This window comes from Hydrogenophaga pseudoflava, assembly GCF_004353865.1.
Lineage (GTDB): Bacteria > Pseudomonadota > Gammaproteobacteria > Burkholderiales > Burkholderiaceae_C > Hydrogenophaga > Hydrogenophaga pseudoflava.
The window spans coordinates 1,969,370-1,990,574 of sequence record NZ_CP037867.1; the positions used below are offsets into that span (position 1 = coordinate 1,969,370).

Genomic DNA, 21,205 nt, shown 5'->3' on the forward strand with positions numbered 1-21,205 from the left:
ACGATGGAACTGAACCCGGTGATCGAATGGGCGGCCGCGATCCTGATCGTGGTCGGTGCCTTCTTCCTGCTGGTGGGCGCCATCGGCATGGTGCGCCTGCCCGACTTCTACATGCGACTGCACGCGCCCACCAAGTCGTCCACCCTGGGCGTGGGTGGGGTGCTGCTGGCTTCGCTGCTGCTGGGCTGGGCGCAGGGGCGGCCCGGCCTTGCCGAGTTGCTGATCACGCTGTTCGTTTTCGTGACCGCGCCGGTGTCGGCGAACCTGCTGGCGCAGGCTGCCTTGCACCTGGGGCTGCCTTCGCGCGCACAGGCGCCAGAAGAGTTGCCGCCTTCGGCGCCTCCAGGACACTGAAACCCAGCCCCGCCAGGTAGCTGTCCATCACCTGGCTGCCGACCTGGACCAGGTCGAAGTCCTTGGTGTCCAGCAGCCAGTTGTCGAGCAGGCCGGACAGGATGGCCTTGAGTCCCAATGCCGCGCTGCGGTTGGGGATGGGCAGCCGGATGCCCGCGTCGGCGGCTGCGGCCTCGAACTGCTGGGTGAGATAGAGCAGGTACTCGTCGCGCCAGCGCAGCTTGCGTTCGCGCACGGCCAGCATTTCGCCGTTGTACTCGACCTGCTGGGTGGCGATTTCGAACACGCGGCGCGCCTGTTCGTCGGTGGCGGTCTTGCGCAAGGCCGTCAGCACCGACATGCGCATCTGCTGCAGCGGCGCTTCCTCGACCTGCGCGGCATAGGTCGACTGTTCCAGAGGCAGTGTCACCCGGTCCATCATGGCGTTGAACAGGGCGGCCTTGTCCTTGAAGTGCCAGTAGATCGCACCGCGCGTGGTGCCTGCCGCGCTCGCGATGTCCTGCAGCGAGGTGCGTGAGACCCCGTTGGCCTGGAACAGCTGTTCGGCGGCGTCGAGCAGGGCGGTGCGGGTGGCTTCGGCGTCGGCCTTGGTGCGTCGGACCATGGTGATCTGTTGGTATAAAAAACAACCCTGCGAATATACATACATTCGTGTCTGTATGTATACTGCGACCCCTTCGGTAACGCTGGCATGCGCTTTGCGCAGGATGGCGTGTCCGTCCAGGTTCCGTCTTCATCCGTCGCCCATGAGGTTCTTCATGCCCGCTTCATCCCCCGTTTCCCCGACGCCGCCCGCGGCGCGCACATCCTCTGGCGCTCGTCTGCGCCAGACCTTCCTGCTGTTGCCTCTGGTGGCGGCGCTGGCCGCCTGCGGCAAGGCCGATGCACCGCCCGCCGGTGGCGGCGCACCGGGTGGGGGCATGCCCGCGCCGGAAGTGGGCGTGGTGACCGTGCAGCCAGGCGATGTCGGTCTGCAGACCGAACTGCCGGGCCGGTTGGAGGCCTCTCGCGTGGCACAGGTGCGGGCCCGCGCGGCCGGCATCCTGCAGCAACGCCTGTTCAAGGAAGGCAGCGATGTGAAGGCCGGTCAGGCGCTGTTCCGCATCGACGCCGCGCCCTACCAGGCCACGTTGCAGAGTGCCCAGGCCAGCCTGGCCCGCGCCCAGGCGAACCTGGCCAGCACCACCGCTGTGGCCGAGCGCTACAAGCCGCTGGTGGCCGAGAACGCGATCAGTCAGCAGGAGTACACCAACGCGGTGGCGGCCCAGAAGGCGGCCGAAGCCGATGTGGCCGCCGCCAAGGCCGCTGTGCAAACCGCGGGCATCAATCTGAACTATGCCAGCGTGACCGCACCCATCTCGGGCCGCATCGGCCGGGCGCTGGTGACCGAGGGCGCGCTGGTCGGGCAAGGCGAGGCGACCGCGCTGGCCGTGATCCAGCAGGTCGACCCGCTGTATGTCAACTTCACCCAGTCGGCCACCGAGGCCATGCGCCTGAAGCGCGCGATGGAGGCCGGCCAGCTCAAGGGCGCCGGTGACGGCGCTGCCGCGGTCCGCGTGGTGCTCGACGATGGCAGCGAACACGCCAAGCCGGGCAAGCTGCTGTTCTCCGATCTGACGGTCGACGCCACCACCGGCCAGGTGACGCTGCGCGCCGAGGTGCCCAATCCGGGCGGCATGCTGCTGCCGGGGCTGTATGTGCGCGTGCGGCTGGAGCAGGCCGTGGCGAGCAACGCCATCACGCTGCCGCAGCAGGCGGTGACGCGCACGGCCCAGGGCGACACGGTGTCGGTGGTGGGCGCGGACGGCAAGATCGAACAACGCCCGGTCAAGGTGGGCGGGCAGCAGGGCGGCCGCTGGGTCGTGCTCGATGGCCTGAAGGCCGGCGAACAGGTGATGGTCGACGGCTTCCAGAAGCTGCAGATGATGCCCCCGGGCACCCCGGTCAAGGCCGTGCCCTGGGCGCCACCGGGTAGCCAGCCCGCAGCTCCGGCCGCTGCCGCGGCGGACGCCAAGCCCGCCGATGCTGCCAAGCCGGCTGCCGAAGCCAAACCCGCTGCGGAAGCCGCCAAGTAAGGAGCGCCCGACATGGCGAAATTCTTCATCGAGCGCCCCATCTTCGCGTGGGTGATCGCGCTCTTCATCATGGTGGCGGGCGCGGTGTCCATCACCCAGCTGCCGATCGCGCAGTACCCGCCGGTGGCGCCGCCTTCCATCATCATCAACGCCACCTACCCGGGGGCGTCGGCCAAGACGCTGGAAGACAGCGTGCTGTCCGTCATCGAACAGGAGATGAACGGCTCGCCGGGCCTGATCTACATGGAAGCCGTGGCCCAGGCCAACGGCACCGGCAGCATCACGCTGAGCTTCGAGCCCGGCACCAACGCCGACCTGGCGCAGGTGGATGTGCAGAACCGGCTCGCGCGCGCCACGCCCCGCCTGCCCGCGGCCGTGACGCAGCAGGGCGTGCGCGTCGACAAGTCGCGCAACAACTTCCTGCTGTTCGCGATCTTGACCAGCGACGACCCCGCCCTGGACCCGGTGGCACTGGGCGACTACGCCTCGCGCAGCGTCGTGCCTGAAATCCAGCGCCTGCCCGGCGTGGGCCAGGCCCAGCTGTTCGGCACCGAGCGTGCGATGCGCATCTGGATCGACCCGGCCAAGCTGCTGGGCTTCAACCTCAGCGCGGCCGACGTCACCAACGCGATCCGCGCGCAGAACGCCCAGGTCTCGGCCGGTGAAATCGGCGCACTGCCCAACGTGGCAGGGCAGAGCATCTCGGCCACCGTGGTGGTCAATGGCCAGCTCGCCAGCGTCGAGCAGTTCGGCAACATCGTGCTGCGCGCCAGCAGCGACGGCGCCACCGTGCGCCTGAAGGACGTGGCCCGCATCGAGCTCGGCGCCCAGGGCTACGCCACCTCGGCGCGCCTGAACGGCAAGCCGTCCACTGGCATCGGCGTGCAGCTGGCGCCCAGCGGCAACGCGCTGGCCACCGCGGAAGCCGTGCGTGCCCGCATGACCGAGCTGGAGAAGTTCTTCCCCAAGGGCATGAGCTGGACGATTCCCTACGACAGCTCCAAGTTCGTGAAGATCTCGATCCAGGAAGTGGCCAAGACCCTGGCCGAAGCCGTGGCCCTGGTGTTCCTGGTGATGCTGCTGTTCCTGCAGAACTGGCGCTACACGCTGATTCCCACGGTGGTGGTGCCGGTGGCGCTGCTGGGAACCTTCGCCGCGCTGCTGACCATGGGCTTCTCGATCAACGTGCTGACCATGTTCGGCATGGTGCTGGTGATCGGCATCGTGGTGGACGACGCCATCGTGGTGGTGGAGAACGTCGAGCGCATCATGAGCGAGGAGGGCCTGCCGCCGCTGGAGGCCACGCGCAAGGCCATGGGCCAGATCTCGGGCGCCATCATCGGCGTGACCGTGGTGCTGATCTCGGTGTTCGTGCCGCTGGCCTTCTTCAGTGGCTCGGTGGGCAACATCTACCGCCAGTTCGCGGCGGTGATGGGCGTGTCCATCGCCTTCTCGGCCTTCATGGCGCTGTCGCTCACGCCCGCCTTGTGCGCCACGCTGCTCAAACCGGTCGAGGCCGGGCACCACCACGAGAAGAAGGGCTTCTTCGGCTGGTTCAACCGCACCTTCTCTCGCACCGCCAAGCGCTACGAGGCAGGCGTGTCGCGCCTGCTGCCGCGCGCGGGCCGCACCATGCTGATCTATGTCGCCATCGTGGTGGCCGTGGCACTGGTCTACCAGCGCCTGCCCGGTTCCTTCCTGCCCAATGAAGACCAGGGCACGATGCTGGTGAACGTGCAGCTGCCGCCGGGTGCGACCCAGGAACGCACGCTGGACGTGATGAAGCAGGTCGAAGGCTTCGTGCTGCAGCAACCGGAAGTGCAGAGCATGGTCAGCGTGCTGGGCTTCAGCTTCTCGGGCCAGGGCCAGAACGCGGCGCTCGCCTTCGTGACGCTCAAGGACTGGGCCGAGCGCACGGCGCCGGGCAGCGACGCTCAGTCCATCGCCGGCCGGGCCTTCGGTGCGCTGTCGGGCATCAGGGATGCCTTCATCTTCCCGCTGAGCCCACCCCCCATCCCTGAACTGGGTGCGTCGTCTGGCTTCAGCTTCCGCCTGCAGGACCGCGCCGGTCTGGGCCGCGACGCGCTGGTGGCCGCGCGCAACCAGATGCTGGGCATGGCCTCGCAGAGCAAGCTGCTGACCCAGGTGCGGCCGGATGGTTTGGAAGACGCGCCGCAGCTGCAGATCGACATCGACCGCGACCGCGCCAATGCGCTGGGCGTGGGCTTCGACAGCATCAGCGCCGCTATCGGCACCGCGCTGGGCTCCAGCTACGTCAACGACTTCCCCAACGCCGGGCGCCTGCAGCGCGTGGTGGTGCAGGCCGATGCCACGGCCCGCATGCAGCCCGAAGACCTGCTGCGCATCAACGTGCTCAACAACAAGGGGCAGGCGGTGCCGCTGTCGGCCTTTGCCAGCACCCACTGGATCACCGGCCCGATGCAGACCGTGCGCTACAACGGCTACCCGGCCATGCGCATCAGCGGCAGCGCCGCGCCGGGCGTGAGCACCGGCCAGGCCATGGCCGAGATGGAGGCGCTGGCGGCCAAGCTGCCGCAGGGCTTCGGTTTCGAATGGACGGGCCAGTCGCGCGAGGAAAAACTCGCCGGCTCGCAGGCCATGATCCTCTACGCCTTCGCCATCCTGGCCGTGTTCCTCTGCCTGGCCGCGCTGTACGAAAGCTGGTCGATCCCGATGGCCGTGATCCTGGTGGTGCCGCTGGGCGTGCTCGGCGTGCTGCTGGCGACGCTGCTGCGCGGCTACGCCAACGACGTCTACTTCCAGGTGGGTCTGATCACCATCATTGGCCTGTCGGCCAAGAACGCGATCCTGATCATCGAGTTCGCCAAGGACATGCAGGCCCAGGGCCACAACGTGATCCAGGCCGCGCTGGCGGCGGCGCACATGCGCTTCCGTCCGATCGTGATGACCTCGATGGCCTTCACCCTGGGCGTGCTGCCGCTGTTCCTGGCCAGCGGGGCCGGCTCGGCCAGCCAGCGCGCCATCGGCACCGGCGTGATCGGCGGCATGCTGACCGGCACCGTGCTGGCGGTGGTCTTCGTTCCGATCTTCTTCGTCCTCGTGCGCACATTCTTCAAGGACAGCGAGCGCCAGCAGCGCCTGCACGAGTCCGAGGCCCAACACCATGGGGTACACCATGCCTGACACCCGTTTCTTCTCTCTTGGCGCGCTGGCGGCAGCGGCCCTGATCGCCGGCTGCTCGATGACGCCCACGCTGGAGCGTCCCGCGGCCCCCGTGCCGGCCACTTTCCCAGGGCAGCCGGCCTCGGTCACGGCCAGCGGCCCGGTGCAGGCGTGGGAGAGCTTCATCACCGACGCCCGCCTGCGCGAGCTGGTGGCGCTGGCGCTGAAGAACAACCGCGACCTGCGCGTGGCGACACTCAACATCGAACAGGTGCGCGCGCAGTACCAGGTGCGCCGCGCCGACCAGGTGCCGACCGTCAACGCCACGGTGGCCGGCAACCGCCAGCCCACCCCCAGCGGCGACATCAGCAGCACCTACACGGCGGGTCTGGCCATGGCCAGCTGGGAGCTGGATTTCTTCGGCCGCGTGGCCAGCCTCAAGGACACCGCGCTGGCCCAGTTCCTCGCCAGCGAGGAAGCGCAGCGCGCGGTGCAGACCAGCCTGGTCGCCTCGGTGGCCAGCAGCTGGCTCAGCCTGCAGACCGACGAGGCGCTGCTGGCGCTGACCCAGCGCACCCTGGCCACGCGCGAGGATTCGCTGCGGCTGACCAAGCTGCGCTTTGACAACGGTGCCGCGTCCGCGCTGGACCTGCGCCAGGCGGAGTCCCTGACCGCGGCGGCGCGCGCCACGCTGGCGCAACAGCGCCGGACCATCGCGCTCGACCTCAATGCCCTGACCTTGCTGGTGGGGCAGGAGGTGCCGGCGAACCTGCTGCCCGGCGCGGGCGACGTGGCGCCGTTCCAGCCGGTGCCCGAAGGTCTGCCGTCGGAACTGCTGACCCGCCGCGCCGACATCCGGCAGGCCGAACAGCAGATGGTCGCGGCCAACGCCAACATTGGTGCCGCGCGGGCCGCGTTCTTCCCGCGCATCTCGCTGACCGCTGGTATCGGCACCGTCAGCACCGAGCTCTCGGGCCTGTTCAAGGACGGGTCCTGGGGCTTCACGCTGGCGCCGCAGGCCCTGCTGCCGATCTTCGACATGGGGCGCAACCAGGCCAACCTGGACGCGGCCAAGGCTGCGCGCGACATCGCCATGGCCCAGTACGAAAAGGCCATCCAGGTCGCGTTCCGCGAGGTGGCCGACGCGCTCGCCGGGCGCGCCACACTGGGCGAACAGCTCGCGGCCCAGGAAGCTCAGGCTCAGGCAGAGACAGATCGCTTCCGCCTGGCCGAACTGCGCTACCGCAACGGCGTGGCAAGCTACCTCGATGTGCTGGACGCGCAGCGCTCGCTGTTCGCCACCCAGCAGGCGCTGGCACAGACCCGGCTGGCGCAGCAGCAGAACCAGGTGGCTTTGTACAAAGCCCTCGGCGGAGGGTATTAAGTCCTCAAGTCGTAGAAGCGCACGATGTGGTCCCAGGCCGACTGCGGGTCGTCGACCAGCTTGAACAGGTTCAGGTCCTCGGGCGATATCGTGCCTTCCTCGACCAGCACCTCCAGGTTCAGCAGGCGCTTCCAGTAGTGGCTGCCGAACAGCACGATGGGCACCGGCTTGGCCTTTTTGCACTGCACCAGGGTGATCACTTCGAACAGCTCGTCGAGCGTGCCGAAGCCGCCCGGAAAGGCCACCAGCGCCTTCGCGCGCATCATGAAATGCATCTTGCGCAGTGCGAAGTAGTGGAACTTGAAGCTCAGCTCGGGCGAGATGAAGCGGTTGCCCGACTGCTCGTGCGGCAGTGAGATGTTCAGACCGACGTTGAGTGCGCCCTCGTCGTGTGCCCCGCGGTTGGCCGCTTCCATGATGCCCGGGCCGCCGCCGGTGCAGATGAACAGCTGGTCGTGCCGCGGGCAGCCGCGGCTGTAGCGCGCCACGATGCGGGCGAACTCCCGCGCCTCGTCGTAGTAGTGGGCGTTGCGCAGCAGCGCCTCGGCCTTGCGGATGGTTTCGGCGTCACCGCCCTCGATGGCCTTCTCCAGGTTGGCTCTGGCCTCGTCTGGCTCACGGAAGCGCGCACTGCCGAAGACCACGATGGTGTTCTCGATGCCCAGTTGCTGCTGCGCGAGGTCGGGTTTGAGCATTTCCAGCTGGAAACGGATGCCGCGGGTCTCGCGTCGCAACAGGAACTCGGGGTCGGCAAAGGCCAGCCGGTAGGCATCCGCCTGCAGGGCGTTGCCGCTGTTGGAATGGGCCTGCAGGTCGGCCCAGGCGTCGGCGATGCGCTGTTCGCTCAGGTGTTGGGTGGTTTCCATGCGAAATCCTCGGTGACAGACAAAAACGGATCAGAGCCCGATGGCCAGGGCCAGCGGCACGAAGACCACTGCCAGGGCGTTGCCCAGCATGATCATGGCGGCGACCTTGTCGGGCTCCTGGTGGTAGCGCTCGGCCAGCATGAACTGCATCACGGCCGGGGGCAGGGCGGCAAACAGCAGCAGCTGTCCGCGCGCCGCGCCCTCCAGTCCCAGGGCCCAAGCAAGAGGGATGCCGATGGCCAGGCCGAGCAGGGGTCTGGCCAGTGCACCCAGCAGACCCAGTGCCAGACCGGAACGGGTGAGCGAGGTCAGTCGCACGCCCAGGGCGAACAGCATCATGGGCAGCATCGCATCGCCCAGCAGCTTCAGGCCCCCCAGCAGCACGTCGGGCGGACGGAGGTCGGTGAGCGCGCTGGCGAACCCGAGCACGGTGGCGATCATCAGCGGGCTGGTCAGCAGGTCGCGCGTGCGGGCCGAGGCGCTGGTGATGCGCGCGCCGATCGAAAAGTGGAACAGGTTGCTGACCGAGAACAGCGCGACCGCCGCACCGAAGTGCGCCGGGCCAAAGGCCAGCAGGGCCAGCGGCAGGCCCATGTTGCCGCAGTTGTTGAACATCACCACCGGCACCAGGGTGCGCGGCTGTGCACCGAACCAGCGCGCCAGCGGCCAGGCCAGCAGGCCGCTGCCCAGGATCAGCACCGTGCCGCCGATCAGCAGCGGCACATGATCGGCCAGGTGGAAGTCCTTGGCCGCCAGAGCCGAATACACCAGCACCGGCGCCAGCACGTCCAGCGCGATGCGGTTGAAGGTGGACAGGTCCGGCACCTTGCGGCGCGCGTAGCCGTAGCCGATGGCCACGATCAGGAAGACCGGGATGATGACGTCGGCGATGCGGGAGAGAAGGTCCATGGTGCAAGGGTAGCAACAACAAAAAAGGCTCCCTTGCGGGAGCCTTTCTGTGGAGCGGAGACCGGATCAGACACGCTTGCGGTATTCGCCGGTGCGGGTGTCGATTTCGATCTTGTCGCCCTGTTCCACGAACAGCGGTACGGCCACTTCGAAACCGGTGGCGATCTTGGCGGGCTTGAGCACCTTGCCGGACGTATCGCCCTTGACGGCGGGTTCGGTCCAGGTGATCTCGCGCACGATGCTGGTGGGCAGTTCGACGGAGATGGCCTTGCCTTCGTAGAACACCACTTCAACGGCCATGCCGTCTTCCAGGTAGTTCAGGGCGTCGCCCATGTTCTCGGCTTCCACTTCGTACTGGTTGTACTCGGTGTCCATGCAGACGTACATCGGGTCGGCGAAGTAGGAGTAGGTGCACTCCTTCTTGTCCAGGATGATCTGGTCCATCTTGTCGTCGGCCTTGAAGACGACTTCGGTGCCGATGTTGCCCAGCAGGCCCTTGAGCTTCATGCGGACGGTGGCGGCGCCGCGGCCGCCGCGGGCGTACTCGGTGCGCAGGACGATCATGGGGTCCTTGCCGTGCATGATCACGTTGCCGGCGCGGATTTCTTGGGCGATTTTCATAGGGGTTCCAACAGTTGGGCCGCGGTTCCTTGTGCGGCGACGCTTCTAGCAAAGCCTTGGATTTTAACCCTTCAAATACTTTCCAAGAACCGGCCTAGACCGGCGCACCCAGGGGTGGTCTGGGCGCTCGTGTTCGTGAATAACCCTGTAAACCACTACAGTTCCGACGTTGTAGCGACGAGACAATTCAGCTTTGCTGAACTGTCCTGACTGCCATTCGGCATAGAGCTGGTTTTCCTTTTCAGGTGACAAGATTCGCGGCCGGCCGATGCTCTTGCCCCTCTGCAATGCAGCAACCTGACCGGCGATGGTCCGCTCACGAATCATCGAGCGTTCGAGCTGTGCGACAGCTCCAAGCACTTGAAGGGTGAATTCGCCGATTGGTGAAGAGGTGTCGATGGGCTCTGTGAGGCTACGAATCGACGCCTGAGACGCTTTCACTCGACCGATGATGCCCAGCAGATCAGACAGGCTTCGCGCGATCCTATCGAGCTTCCAAACCACGAGAGAGTCACCCGGTCGAAGCCCTGCGATCGCAGCCTGTAGCTGCGGCCGGTCTCCGACGCCGCTGGCCTTGTCCTGGTACACCCTACGAACGTTCGCAGCTCGCAGCGCGTCGAGCTGGAGTGCAGTGTCCTGGTCGAGCGTGGACACCCTGGCATAGCCGATCAGCATCTGTTCCCCCTGATACCAAAAAAACGGCCGAACCGTATCAGCATTCGACCGCTCTTTAAGCTCCGAAAAGAGCACGTCAGGGGTGGCACCTCGCGCCGTTTTTTCGCGGCCCTGTAGGGCCGTCAGGGTCCCGGAGAGGGGGTTTGCACGCCGAGGCCCTGTTTGTCTATCAAAACCGAATTGAGGGGAGAGGTGGCCGCTTTGTCGTGGCGCGGATCATGAGGAAGTCAGCCTCTTCATCGGTGGACGGTCGGCCACCCTCGGTAGGTCCGTCGGCGAGAGCCAGACGCGCAGGCGCGGGCTTTTCCGCACGCTTGCACTCATCCAGATCGCCATCCACCTGAGCGCCAGCCGTGTCGTAGCAGAGGCAGTAGCCAGCGGCCACGATGCAGCCAGAGAACTGCGGTGCACCTTCGGCCATCGGCCCGAGCGGACGCTCAGAGGTGGCAGGAATCGGCGGTACAGGCTGCGTTTCCTGGAGCGGAAGGGGTGAGGTGGCAGGCGAGCCGGGAAGCGCTCCAGGCGCGTCCTTGGTCAGCATGGCCGGGTTTTGAGCACGCGACGTGATGCGGTCCATGAGAGTCGGCCAAGCGTAGGCCGCACCGCAGATAGCAGCGCCCGCGATCCACACCGCAGCGGGCAGGCTTCGCTTTGGCTTCGTGTGGACCTTGGCGCTCTTGTAGAGCTTGAAAACGGCACTGCTGTAGCGATACGCCGTTTTGGTAAAGGCCGCTTTGAAATTCAGGCTGTTGGAGCAGGCGTCCCACTCGTAGACCACGGCAGCGCCGAGAGCAGCGATTCGGCGCATGTGCAGATGACGCCCAACCAGGGCACGAACGGCAGGGTCCAGCAACTGCGGATTCTGCGTCATGATGACGAGGTCAATGCCCTCGTGCCGGTGCGTCTCCAGGAACTCGACCGCGGGAGGCTTCTTGGAACCAGCAGGTCGGTTCGGCCAGACCCTTTGCACCTCGTCAAACACGACGACCATGCCGGGCTGCTTCTGGTTGTGCAGGTCTTCCAACCACTTGCCGTCAACCGCCTGATGATCGAGCAACAGACCGTTGATGTTCGAATAGATGGTGCGGTCGTACTTGACCTGGTTGCCGTCATCGTCCTGGCCTGAAACGCTGGTGCCAACCAGAGGCCGCATCAGCTTGTCGATGGTGTAGAGCGTTTTGCCACTTCCAGGCGCTCCGGTAATGAGGGTAATCATGATTGAGGCGTCCCGAGGATGCGCGTGGCCTTGGCAATCATCCACATGGCCACACGCGCGTTAATCGCGCCCATGATGATGGCCACCGCAGCGTTGCCGCCTGCGAGCTGAAAGAGGTTCATCACATCGACGCTCATTGATGCGCCAGCCGACTGGAGCTGGGCCTTGAGCTGGTCCACCATGATGTTCATGCCAGTGATGGTCACGACGCTGAAGCCGAGCGCAAGAAGCGCACGACCGATGAGAGGCCCCACCCACGAGAGAAGGGCACCGAGCAATGGCATGTCAGTCCTCCGGTCTTCCGCCGGCAGCGCCGGTGACGATAAAAATTGCACTGATGGTCGCCAGAAGAAGCGCCATCGGACGAACGTAGGCGCTGAGCTTGTCGCAGGCCCAGGCCATGTTTGTGAGCTTGATCTGACGACCGGCCATGGTCACCACTTGATCGGCGGGACACGAGCCGCCGCCAGAACCGAGCACGTAATCGGGGGTCCACGTCACTGTTTTAGTGACGCGGCCAATGTTGTCAGGAGCCTCACCGTCTAGCGTTGAGCATGCAACCCTTTTGTCACCAGGAACACAATTGCCAGAGCCACCGCCTGTACCGGGATCAGGATCGCCAGGATCACCGGGGCCGCTGCCGCCACCGGGAGGACCGCCGTACTCCGACGAGACGCACGTTGCAACGCCATTGATGTAGACCTTGGACATGCCAGGAGGGCACGTCGTTTCACCCGGGTTACTGGGGTCCTCAACCGGAGGTTGGTTGTCCTTGTAGCACTGGCCGTCAGCACCCTTATGTTGACCCTCGGGACACTCGCCGCCCTCGTCTGGTGGTGTCGGTGTAGGTGTCGGTGTAGGCGTCGGCGTAGGCGGATTTGTCCCAGGCGTTTCAGGATCAGTAGGGGGAGCGTTAGGGTCTGGAGGTGGACCCTCGGGATCAGGGCTAGGTGGTGTCGGCTTAGGGGGAGTGGTAGGAGTACATGCGCCACCTTGCCAGATACCCTGACCGCCACAAGACTGCTTCCAAACGCCATTGTCCTGGTACTTCACACACGCAGGATTAGGCACCGAAACCATGCAGTACTTCCACGCGGGAAGGTAGTAGGTGCAATAGAACGATGGAGAGTCAGAAGACGTGCCGAACTCACCAGCAGGCTTTCCACTTGGACAGCCGTTTTTGCGACAGACGCCGTCGACTCGGTGTTCATCGGGCTTGCACTTGGGCACGCACTGGCCGTCGATCTTTTCGGTGCCAGGTGGACAGTCGGGCGGCGGATCACAGGTACCGGCTTGGGCATTCTCATTAAAGCCTTCATTGCACGTGCAATGAGTCGGGCTAGACTGCGTCGCGTTTGCGGGGCACTGGAGATAATCCTGAGTGCGCTGGCTGTAGCTGACAGCATAACTACCAGACCATGCTGGCCCGTTCCAGGTGGAGCATGCAGGAGCTGTCATCGAATACTGTTCACGACGCCATGAGGACGGCGAGCCGTCAGTGTTGGTACTGTAAACAGTCGCATTGCGCCTGCGTAAGCCACCCTTAGGCGGCGAGGCAGTGCACACCTCATCGAGAGACGGCATGTACGCACTTATATCCGCGAGCATTTGCTCTGCTGAGGCTGTCTTGCTGACGTTCCAAGGGCCGACGATGGCCGGATACACGATCTGCTTTGCTTGAAACTGGATTTCATTCACAGGCGTACCAGGAATCTCAGCACGAGCACACAGAGCTACAAGAGCCACCAGGAGGACGAAAAGGCCACGTATCACCGGAAGATGTACCACACGGCCCCCAGCAGAAGGACGATCAACAGGATGCTGTTGACCTGGTTGAAGACTTCATAGGTCACTTGTCGTCACTCCCGGAGAAGATCGCAATCAGGCGCTTTGCAGCAAACAGCACCACGAACAGAAGGAACGCGGCCCACATCCAATCAACGGCGAGCACCGTACCGGCCTCGAAATCACAGGGCGAAAAGGTGGGGTAGTCCTGGGCGAACGTTTCGCATGCGCCGCCATCGGTGCGACGACAGAGCGTCATGGACGTGGTGTCGAAAGTGGAGGTAGCGCACTCCAACGTGTACACGCTGGAGCCACTACCCCACACCGCAGAAGCGCCGGAACAGGCCGCCTGCCGTGCGTCCTCGACAGTCGAGAAACAAACGTTTTTGTGCAGGAAGCCCATTCCAGCGCTCCCGAGGGCTTACCACCAGCCCATCTTGCTGCCGATCTTGCGCAGCGCCCAGAAAGCGACCATGGCAACGATGACAGCCGTGGCGGCGGTGGTCAGATCAGTACCGGCCTCTTCGATGGCGGTGGTGACGGCAGCGGGGATGGCAGCATGGGCCTGCTGGGCCAGAACGAGGGCAGCGCCTGCGGCGCCGTATTTGCGGATGAAACGCATGAGGAAACTCCAGTTGACGACGCGGGATTGCGTCCACTGACCCCCTTGGCGCGGGTCAGTAGTCGAAATCTCGTCAGGCAGTAGCCTTCACAGGCTGAGCAACGACGGGAGCCACCGGGCGCACGTCCAAGACCACTTCACGGCTTTGCTTGCCGTTGCCCACGCGCTCGGTGTCCACATCGGCCAAGAAGGGCAGCGGGAGATGCTCAAGACGTTTGACCAGCTCGGAGCTGGGAAGCTTGAGTTCTTCGGTGAACACGCCCTTGGCGTGGCTGTCTTTGCCGTTGCGGCTGTCATCGAGCTTGCACTCAACGAACAGCTTTCCGCTGTCGATGTCGTTGCCGTCCACGCGACCGGTGAAACGCTTGATGCCAACAATTTTGAAACGTGCCATGTTGTGCCCCTTTCAGGCTGCGAGCTGATACCAGGATGGAATCTCAGCCGGGCGCAGCTCGATCACCCGGACGCGAGGTTGAAACGGGCGCACGTTGCGCACCGCGATATCGATGCCGTAGGGCAGCAGATCGGCCCGGTGGCGGTAGAAAGAGGCGCGGGACATGCGAGCTGCGCAGTCCATTCCGGCCATGTAGTCGCGGGCCGTGGCGCGAAGGTGCCGAGGTAGTTCGTCAAGGTCGTCCGTGGACCGCTCGGCGCGGTGGAGAACCTGTTTTTGCTGCTCAAAGAGCTGAATCAATTGAGCCATGGCCCACCCGCTTTCGTAATCGCCCAGGAATGCGCTACCCATGTCCGTCAGGGCTTTCGTTCGGACGGTGCCTTCAAAACGCACTACGCCGCGCTCCGCGCAGTGGTCGATAACTCGCTGATCAGATGCAGCGTGACGCTGCATTTCGAGGTGTTTGATGTAGGCCTTCCAGTACTGGCGACAGCCACCACGGCCACCCCATGCCACCGTTTCACCCTGGCCCAAGACCCGGCCTTCATGACGGCCAGCGTGCTGCGTGCCGAGGTACTGCATGAGGGCGTGCGCGTTGTCCACGCTACCGGTCTCGTAATTGGCCGTCAGGTCGATGCGAGACACCCGGGCACCTGTCCACTCGTAGCGCACATCACCGCGAGTGATGCGCTCGATCTTTTTGCCAGCGGTAAACGGTGGCAGCGCGTAGTGATCGAGAACAGCATTAACCCTGCGGAGGCACTCCCAAAAATCAAAACCGAAGAGGTTGTCAGCGCGACCGAAGCGCGACACGTTGCCGCTGAAAGTCACACGGAAGCCATCGCAGCGCACATTCAGACTGGTCTCAAAGCTGCCCTCATGCTTGACAGCCTTGGAGGTCTTCCACTCCAGCTCACCGGACTCGTCCACACCCATGACACAACCGGAGTCCACGAGGGGTAAGCCGCCCTCGGTGTGCACTTGGCTGATGGACAGCCAGTCAACGAAAAAGGCGGGCTCTTGAAGCTGGGTTGTCTCACCGGTGAGACTTTCGGAAGGTGTTACTAATACCTTCCGAAACGGGGCCGGGGGCGCGCTCGCAGGCTCCCGCACCCCCGGCCCCGAAACGAGCTCCAAAGCCATCAGTTCACCCCCTCGCAGGTGCATCGGCCGTCGAGCTGGGCGCACTGGCGGACCTTATACGCAGGGATGGACATGCGGCCCCGAATAGGGCCGACAAGGTCGAGCTGCCACATTTCGGCTCCATCGTTGGTGTCCCAGGCGTGGACGATGCGGGCGCAACACACGGTGCGACCGACTTTTGCCTGAACGTGGAGGCGAGAAGGAACAGTGCCACGCTGGGCGGCTTCACGGCACAGCGCGGCATGCATGGCGTGGGAGTAGTGATCGGTCATCGCCGCCCCCACGTCTGCTGTTGCAGGAAGAGCGAGATTTCCAGCCAGGGGAGGTGATTGGTGCCCCTCACCCTCACCGGCTTTGACCGAGCCGCCAAGGTCCGGGGGCCGGGGGTGTTTGAGGGTGAGGGACTTAAACTGATCGGTTCACCGAGAGGAACCGTTATGCAGGCGCTGGAAATCGAATTGACAAAGCTGGCTTTAGCTTCGTTTTTGATCCAACTGGGCTTCGTGATCGCCTTCTTCTTCACGCTGTATTTCGTGATCAAGAACGCAATCAGAGACGGCATCAACGAGTCGCGACTGGCAGAACGACGATGGAACGAGGGAGTAGCCGACCCAGCGATCAGGGATGCACTACGAGAGACGAAGGAAGCGGCGAAGGTGCTGCCACCAATGCGGGCTGACTGAACATGTTTCATGGCGGCTCGTTGACATGATTTCAACGAGCCGGACCATACCCATGCGTTGAAATCACGTCAACATCGAAGCGCGTACCATGTTGACATCTTGACAACATGGAAGAAGCATGCAAGCACGATCAATTGACCTGCTCATGAAGGCAGAGTCCCAATGGATATCGAGCGGGAAAAGCTATGCGGAACTGTGCAAGGAAATCGGCATTGACAGGACCGCGCTTTGCAAGGCAAAAGAAGCTGACCGACTAAGCCCTGTAATCGCCGGGAGACTGGCGCAAATACTGGGTGATGATGCTATCAAATGGATAGCAATTGCAGCCGTTGAAAACGCCAAAAACAGCAAAGCCCGCACGATGCTGGAGAAGCACCTGCAGGCCCTTTCAAAGGGTTAAATTTTAACGCTTTCCAGTGACGAACCCGATCAGCTGGCCGATCAGGTCGGGCTGGGCCTGCAGGCGCTGCCGCGCCGACAGCGCACAGGGCTGCCAGGTGTTCACCACGTCCCAGCCCGGCCAGACGGTGCCGGGGCGCGTGACGCCGTTCCAGGCGCGGTGGAAATCGCGCAGCGAGGGCGGTGCCGCCAGCCAGTCCAGGAAAGCCTCCAGCTTGGCGTGGTGGGCGTTGTCGTGCTGCGGGTAGATGTGCCAGACGAAGGGCTTGCCTGCCCACAGCGCGCGCACCAGCGAATCCTCGCCGCGCACGAAATTCAGGTCGCAGGACCAGAGCAGGTGGTCGTAGTCGTGCTGGGTCAGGCGGGGCACGGTGTGCAGCCGGGCCAGACCGGTGTCCAGACCCCGGCCGCGCTCGGCTGCCACGGCGTCGGCGGCGCGGCCGGTGGTGACCAGCCAGTCGCTGGGCGCCTGCGCACCCGCCTCTTGGAGCACGGCGCGCAGGGCAGGGGGCTCGTAGCAGAACAGGCTGGCCCTGGGGAGCCCGCCGACCGGCAGCGACTGCGACGCCAGCCAGGCGGGCGCGTCGAAGGCCGACTGCCGCGCAGGCAGGTCCGTTTCGCGCAGCAGCCCCCCCGTCCGGGGGGTGAAGCCCGGGTAGAAGAACCACTTGGTCAGGCCCTGCAGCGGCCCGGTCATGATGGGCGAGGGCAGGCGGTGGCAGCGCTCGACATAGGCCTCGGCGCTCATGTATTCCAGGTTCAGCCAGACCGGCGCCGCAGCGCCCTGTCGCACGCGCAAGGCCAGCTCATCCAGGCATTCCTGCGCCGGATCGCAGCCGAAGGCCTCGATCCAGACGTCGGCAGCGGGGCCGGCGTGGGCAACCTTCAGCGGCTCCGTCCAGTGGATCACTTCGACCCCGGGGATGTGACCCTCCCGGGCGCCGGGCACCATCCAGTCCAGATCGTCGGGCACGTCGATCCACAGACGCACACGCTGCTGGCGCGCCGCCAGTCCCGCGCACAACCGCCAGCACACGCCGATGTCGCCCAGGTTGTCGATGACCCGGCAGAAGATGTCCCATTGCATGCGCCGATTGTCCATGGCGGCGGATTCACAATACGGCCCCATGTCCAGTCCCGCACCCGACGCACCGCACTCCGAACAACTGCTGGCCGAAGTGGCGGCCCTGCCTGGCCTGCCGGGGGTGTACCGGTATTTCGATGCCCAGGACCAGCTGCTCTATGTGGGCAAGGCGCGCAACCTGAAGAAGCGCGTCAGCAGCTACTTCCAGAAGAACCACGACGGCACCCGCATCGGCCACATGGTCAGCCGCATCGTGCGCATGGAGACCACGGTGGTGCGCACCGAGGCGGAGGCGCTGCTGCTGGAAAACAACCTGATCAAGACGCTGAACCCCAAGTTCAACATCCTGTTCCGGGACGACAAGAGCTACCCCTACCTCAAGATCACCGGCACGCGTGAGACCTTCCGGACCGCCGGGACCAAACCCCTGCCGATGCTCGCGTTCCCGCGCATGGCCTACTACCGCGGCGTGGTCGACCGGCGGCACAGCTACTACGGCCCGTACCCCAGCGCCTGGGCGGTCAAGGAAACCATCACCCTGCTGCAGAAGGTGTTCCGCCTGCGCACCTGCGAGGACACGGTGTTCGCCAACCGCACACGCCCCTGCCTGCTCTACCAGATCAAGCGCTGCACCGGCCCCTGCGTGGACCTGATCGACACCGAAGCCTACGGGCGGGACGTGGCCGACGCCGAGCGCTTCCTGCGCGGTGAGACCCAGGAGGTGCTCGACGCGCTGCAGGCGCGCATGATGGCCCACGCCGAGAAGCTGGAGTTCGAGCAGGCGGCCGAGATCCGCAACCAGATGAGCGCACTGTCCCGCGTGCTGCAGCAGCAGGCGATGGACAACCTCTCGGACAAGGACGTCGACGTGCTGGCGGTGAAGGTGCTGGGCGGACGGGCCTGCGTGAACCTGGCCATGGTGCGCGGTGGCCGGCACCTCGGCGACCGGCCGTACTTTCCGGCCCATGTGGAGGACGCGACCCAGATCGACGAGGCGCTGGAATCCGAAGCCGAGTCATCGCCGGCCACCGACCCGATGGAACGGGTGCACGTGCGGGTGTTGGAGGCCTTCATCGCGCAGCACTACCTCGGGGCGGCGCTGCCGCACACCCTGGTGACCAGCCATCCCGTGAGCCGGACGCTGATGGAGGCCCTCACCGAGCAGAACGGGGCCAAGGTGCACACGGTGCACCAGCCGCGCGAACACCGGCGCGCCTGGCTGGACATGGCGCAGAAGAACGCCGAGATCGCGCTGGCGCGCCTGCTGGCCGAAGAAGGCTCTCAGCAGGCGCGCACGCGCGCGTTGGCCGAGGCGCTGGGGCTGCCCGACGACAACCTGGACGAGTTGCGCATCGAGTGCTTCGACATCTCGCACACGGCGGGTGAATCGACCCAGGCGTCTTGCGTGGTGTTCGAGGCGCACAAGATGCAGAACAGCCAGTACCGCCGCTACAACATCGACGGCATCACGCCCGGCGACGACTTCGCGGCCATGCGCCAGGTGCTGCTGCGGCGCTACGGCAAGATCGCCGAGGCGCTGCGGGCCGAGCAGGGTGTGGCACCGGAGGCCACGGCCGGGGCGGTGGATGTTCCGGCGGGTGCGGCGGACACGCCGGAACCCGCGGCCGAGGTGGCGGGCGAGGCGCCCAAGGGCCCGCGCATGCCCGACCTGGTGCTGGTCGATGGCGGCAAGGGCCAGGTCAGCATGGCGCGCGAGGTGTTCCAGCAACTGGGGCTGGACCTGTCGCTGATCGTCGGCGTCGAGAAAGGCGAGGGCCGCAAGGTCGGGCTGGAGGAACTGGTGTTCGCCGACGGGCGCGAAAAGGTGTACCTGGGCCACGATTCGGCGGCGCTGATGCTGGTGGCGCAGATCCGCGACGAGGCGCACCGCTTTGCCATCACCGGCATGCGGGCGCAGCGCGCCAAGGTGCGCACCGGTGGCAGCAAGCTGGAAGACATCCCGGGCGTCGGGCCCAAGAAGCGGGCGCGCCTGCTGCAGCGCTTCGGTGGCGTGCGTGGCGTGGCGGCTGCCAGCGTCGAGGACCTGAGCACCGTCGAGGGCATTTCGGCCGAGCTGGCCGACGCCATCTACCGGGCGCTGCACTGAGGGGCGGAGCTGGCCTACTTGCTGGTGAAGAGAAAGCTGCCGTCCCATTCCGCCAGCGGTGGGTGGTCCAGGTAGCGGCGGCAGCGGCTCAGCAGCACCCGCGACGGCGGGTCGTCGGGGTGGCGCTCCAGCAGGGCCATTGCCGTGCCGAAGTCGCGCTGCTGGTAGTGGGCAAACGCGGTCTCGTAGTCGGCCACCACCGCCAGCGGCTCCGGCGCCACCGCGCCCTGGCGACCCAGCAGCTCGTACACCCGGATCGGCCGGCTCTTGCCATACGCCACCAGCTGGTCCACCAGGCGGGTCACGAACTGCGCCCGCACTCGCTGCTGCGTGTGTTCGGACAGCAGGATCGAGGTGCCATAGAACTTGTTGGTCGCTTCCAGCCGGCTGACCAGGTTCACCTCGTCGCCGATCACGGTGTAGCTCATGCGGTCGTTGGAGCCGATGTTGCCGACGATGGCCTCTCCGGTGTTGATCCCGATCCGCGTCCTGAACGCCACGCGGCGGCCCTGCGCCTCCCAGGCGAGATTGAGCTGGGCAACAGCCTCCTGCACCGCCAGGGCCGCGTCGCAGGCGCGTTGCGGATGGTCGGCCGCGGGTTCGGGCGCGTTCCAGAAGGCCAGCACCGCGTCACCGATGTACTGGTCGACGGTGGCACCGGCACCCAGCAGGCGGCCGGAGACCGCGGTCAGGTACTCGCCGAGGTGGTGCACCAGCTCGTCCGGCGCAAGCCGCTCGCTGAGCGTTGTGAAGCCCTCGACGTCGGACATGAAGAAGGTCATCTCCTGCTGCGTGCCGCCCAGCTCGGCATCCACCCCCCGCGCGACGAGCCGCCGCACGAGCTCGGCCGGCACGTATTTCTGGAACGACCGCAGGCCCGAACGCATGCTCTCCAGTTGCTCCACCATGCGGTTGATCTCGATCACCCGTGAGTGGATGGGTGGCGTGCTTTCCAGGTCGAACTGGCGCACCTTGCGCATGTCACCCTCGAGCCGCGACAGCGGGCGTCGGATGCGGTGGGCCATCCAGTAGGCCAGCGGCATCATCAGCAGCGCGAGCAGGGCGCAGGCGCCCCAGAGGGTGTACTGGTATTGCCGCTCCTGCTGGAGGATGCGGTCCGCCGACATGTCCAGCACGAGCACCGCGTCAAGGCGACCGTCGGGCAGGTACAGCGGCGCGTAGGCCGACATCCAGGTTCCCCAATCATCGGTGTAGAAGCGCTGCGTGACAAAGGCCTTGGCGGTGCCCCGGGGCGCCGACAGGGCGACCCGCAGTTCAGGGCTCACGTCGGCGTAGACGTCGCCGAGTGCGCTGAAATCTTCCGGTTTCTCCTCGGCGTCCACCACGAAGACCACCTGGCCGTCCTGTCGCAGGCGGGTGGTGTAGATGAAGCGGATGTGGGTGCCGTGGTCCCTGATTTCCCGCAGGTGGTCGCGCAGGGCACGGTAGTCCGGGCTGTCCTGGTCCTTCGGTGTCTGCAGGCGGTGGTGGGCCTGCACATTGATCTGCGTGGCGGCGACGGCCACCAGGTCCGACATGCGCAGGCGGAATTCGTCGCGCATGAAGTCGCCCACCAGGGTGGCGGTGGCCAGCCCGATGACCAGGCTGACCAGCAGCGTGATGCCGGTGAACGCCGCCACGAGCGTGAACCGCAGGGTGAAGGTGCCCAAGCTCCGAGGCGCCGCGGGGAGAGAGGGAGGGGGCGACATGGAGGGCCAGTGTACAAAACCACCCCCATAATCTC

General features: G+C 65.4%; 20 protein-coding genes and 1 pseudogene. 7 read left to right on the top strand and 14 right to left on the bottom strand.

Going from position 1 to position 21,205, the window contains the following annotated elements; translation table 11 throughout:
• Positions 1 to 3: 3 nt before the first annotated feature.
• A pseudogene (mnhG, locus tag HPF_RS09550) lies at positions 4 to 258 on the top strand (monovalent cation/H(+) antiporter subunit G); the annotation flags it as partial.
• Here mnhG and HPF_RS09555 read toward each other — a convergent pair.
• Positions 224 to 958, bottom strand: a complete 735-nt coding sequence (locus tag HPF_RS09555) for a TetR family transcriptional regulator (protein ID WP_243721713.1) — start codon at positions 956 to 958, stop codon at positions 224 to 226. The pseudogene mnhG and the gene HPF_RS09555 overlap by 35 nt on opposite strands.
• Before the next feature lie 154 nt (positions 959 to 1,112).
• On the opposite strand from HPF_RS09555, the gene HPF_RS09560 reads away from it, so the two are divergent.
• From HPF_RS09560 to HPF_RS09570, 3 genes are read left to right on the top strand one after another with little or no spacing between them, the layout of a single operon-like run.
• Positions 1,113 to 2,429, top strand: coding sequence for an efflux RND transporter periplasmic adaptor subunit (locus HPF_RS09560; RefSeq protein WP_066158942.1), 1,317 nt, complete (start codon positions 1,113 to 1,115; stop codon positions 2,427 to 2,429).
• Between the two features lie 12 nt (positions 2,430 to 2,441).
• Positions 2,442 to 5,594 (top strand): efflux RND transporter permease subunit, encoded by a 3,153-nt coding sequence (locus HPF_RS09565; protein ID WP_133156464.1) that lies wholly within the window; start codon positions 2,442 to 2,444, stop codon positions 5,592 to 5,594.
• Positions 5,587 to 6,957 carry an efflux transporter outer membrane subunit gene (locus tag HPF_RS09570; RefSeq protein ID WP_243721714.1) on the top strand — a complete coding sequence of 457 codons (1,371 nt, stop codon included), beginning with the start codon at positions 5,587 to 5,589 and terminating at the stop codon, positions 6,955 to 6,957. Before HPF_RS09565 ends, HPF_RS09570 begins: the two co-directional genes overlap by 8 nt.
• Here the strand turns inward: HPF_RS09570 and HPF_RS09575 are convergent.
• From HPF_RS09575 to HPF_RS09625, 11 genes are all read right to left on the bottom strand, one after another.
• Positions 6,954 to 7,823 carry an LOG family protein gene (locus HPF_RS09575; RefSeq protein WP_133156466.1) on the bottom strand — a complete coding sequence of 290 codons (870 nt, stop codon included), beginning with the start codon at positions 7,821 to 7,823 and terminating at the stop codon, positions 6,954 to 6,956. The genes HPF_RS09570 and HPF_RS09575 overlap by 4 nt on opposite strands.
• A 30-nt stretch (positions 7,824 to 7,853) precedes the next feature.
• Positions 7,854 to 8,732, bottom strand: a complete 879-nt coding sequence (locus HPF_RS09580) for an AEC family transporter (RefSeq protein ID WP_066158932.1) — start codon at positions 8,730 to 8,732, stop codon at positions 7,854 to 7,856.
• Between the two features lie 66 nt (positions 8,733 to 8,798).
• Positions 8,799 to 9,353 (bottom strand): elongation factor P, encoded by a 555-nt coding sequence (efp, locus tag HPF_RS09585; protein ID WP_066158929.1) that lies wholly within the window; start codon positions 9,351 to 9,353, stop codon positions 8,799 to 8,801.
• Between the two features lie 63 nt (positions 9,354 to 9,416).
• Positions 9,417 to 10,028 (bottom strand): recombinase family protein, encoded by a 612-nt coding sequence (locus HPF_RS09590; protein WP_133156467.1) that lies wholly within the window; start codon positions 10,026 to 10,028, stop codon positions 9,417 to 9,419.
• A gap of 169 nt (positions 10,029 to 10,197) precedes the next feature.
• Positions 10,198 to 11,244: a zonular occludens toxin domain-containing protein gene (locus HPF_RS09595; protein WP_133156468.1), complete on the bottom strand. Its 1,047-nt coding sequence runs from the start codon at positions 11,242 to 11,244 to the stop codon at positions 10,198 to 10,200.
• Positions 11,241 to 11,528: a DUF2523 domain-containing protein gene (locus tag HPF_RS09600; protein WP_133156469.1), complete on the bottom strand. Its 288-nt coding sequence runs from the start codon at positions 11,526 to 11,528 to the stop codon at positions 11,241 to 11,243. Before HPF_RS09600 ends, HPF_RS09595 begins: the two co-directional genes overlap by 4 nt.
• Before the next feature lies 1 nt (position 11,529).
• Positions 11,530 to 11,955 carry a hypothetical protein gene (locus tag HPF_RS09605; protein WP_133156470.1) on the bottom strand — a complete coding sequence of 142 codons (426 nt, stop codon included), beginning with the start codon at positions 11,953 to 11,955 and terminating at the stop codon, positions 11,530 to 11,532.
• Positions 11,956 to 13,093: 1,138 nt separating this feature from the next.
• Positions 13,094 to 13,432 carry a hypothetical protein gene (locus HPF_RS09610; RefSeq protein WP_133156471.1) on the bottom strand — a complete coding sequence of 113 codons (339 nt, stop codon included), beginning with the start codon at positions 13,430 to 13,432 and terminating at the stop codon, positions 13,094 to 13,096.
• A gap of 18 nt (positions 13,433 to 13,450) precedes the next feature.
• The gene (locus tag HPF_RS09615) at positions 13,451 to 13,651 is read right to left on the bottom strand and encodes a major capsid protein (protein WP_133156472.1); all 201 of its coding nucleotides are present in this window, start codon (positions 13,649 to 13,651) and stop codon (positions 13,451 to 13,453) included.
• Between the two features lie 73 nt (positions 13,652 to 13,724).
• Complete coding sequence (locus tag HPF_RS09620; RefSeq protein ID WP_133156473.1) at positions 13,725 to 14,045, bottom strand: hypothetical protein; 321 nt, start codon at positions 14,043 to 14,045, stop codon at positions 13,725 to 13,727.
• Positions 14,046 to 14,057: 12 nt separating this feature from the next.
• Positions 14,058 to 15,188 (bottom strand): phage/plasmid replication protein, II/X family, encoded by a 1,131-nt coding sequence (locus tag HPF_RS09625; RefSeq protein ID WP_207959345.1) that lies wholly within the window; start codon positions 15,186 to 15,188, stop codon positions 14,058 to 14,060.
• 332 nt (positions 15,189 to 15,520) lie between these two features.
• Here HPF_RS09625 and HPF_RS09630 point away from each other — a divergent pair, with 332 nt between their 5' ends.
• On the top strand, positions 15,521 to 15,871 hold the full coding sequence (locus HPF_RS09630; protein WP_133156475.1) for a hypothetical protein: 351 nt from the start codon (positions 15,521 to 15,523) through the stop codon (positions 15,869 to 15,871).
• Positions 15,872 to 15,989: 118 nt separating this feature from the next.
• Positions 15,990 to 16,271 (top strand): hypothetical protein, encoded by a 282-nt coding sequence (locus HPF_RS09635; RefSeq protein ID WP_133156476.1) that lies wholly within the window; start codon positions 15,990 to 15,992, stop codon positions 16,269 to 16,271.
• A gap of 3 nt (positions 16,272 to 16,274) precedes the next feature.
• Here HPF_RS09635 and earP read toward each other — a convergent pair whose 3' ends face one another.
• The gene (earP, locus tag HPF_RS09640; protein WP_243721715.1) at positions 16,275 to 17,357 is read right to left on the bottom strand and encodes an elongation factor P maturation arginine rhamnosyltransferase EarP; all 1,083 of its coding nucleotides are present in this window, start codon (positions 17,355 to 17,357) and stop codon (positions 16,275 to 16,277) included.
• Between the two features lie 40 nt (positions 17,358 to 17,397).
• On the opposite strand from earP, the gene uvrC reads away from it, so the two are divergent.
• On the top strand, positions 17,398 to 19,461 hold the full coding sequence (uvrC, locus tag HPF_RS09645; protein WP_133156477.1) for an excinuclease ABC subunit UvrC: 2,064 nt from the start codon (positions 17,398 to 17,400) through the stop codon (positions 19,459 to 19,461).
• Between the two features lie 14 nt (positions 19,462 to 19,475).
• On the opposite strand, the gene HPF_RS09650 is transcribed toward uvrC, so the two are convergent.
• Positions 19,476 to 21,131: an adenylate/guanylate cyclase domain-containing protein gene (locus HPF_RS09650; RefSeq protein ID WP_165961675.1), complete on the bottom strand. Its 1,656-nt coding sequence runs from the start codon at positions 21,129 to 21,131 to the stop codon at positions 19,476 to 19,478.
• Between the last annotated feature and the right edge of the window lie 74 nt (positions 21,132 to 21,205).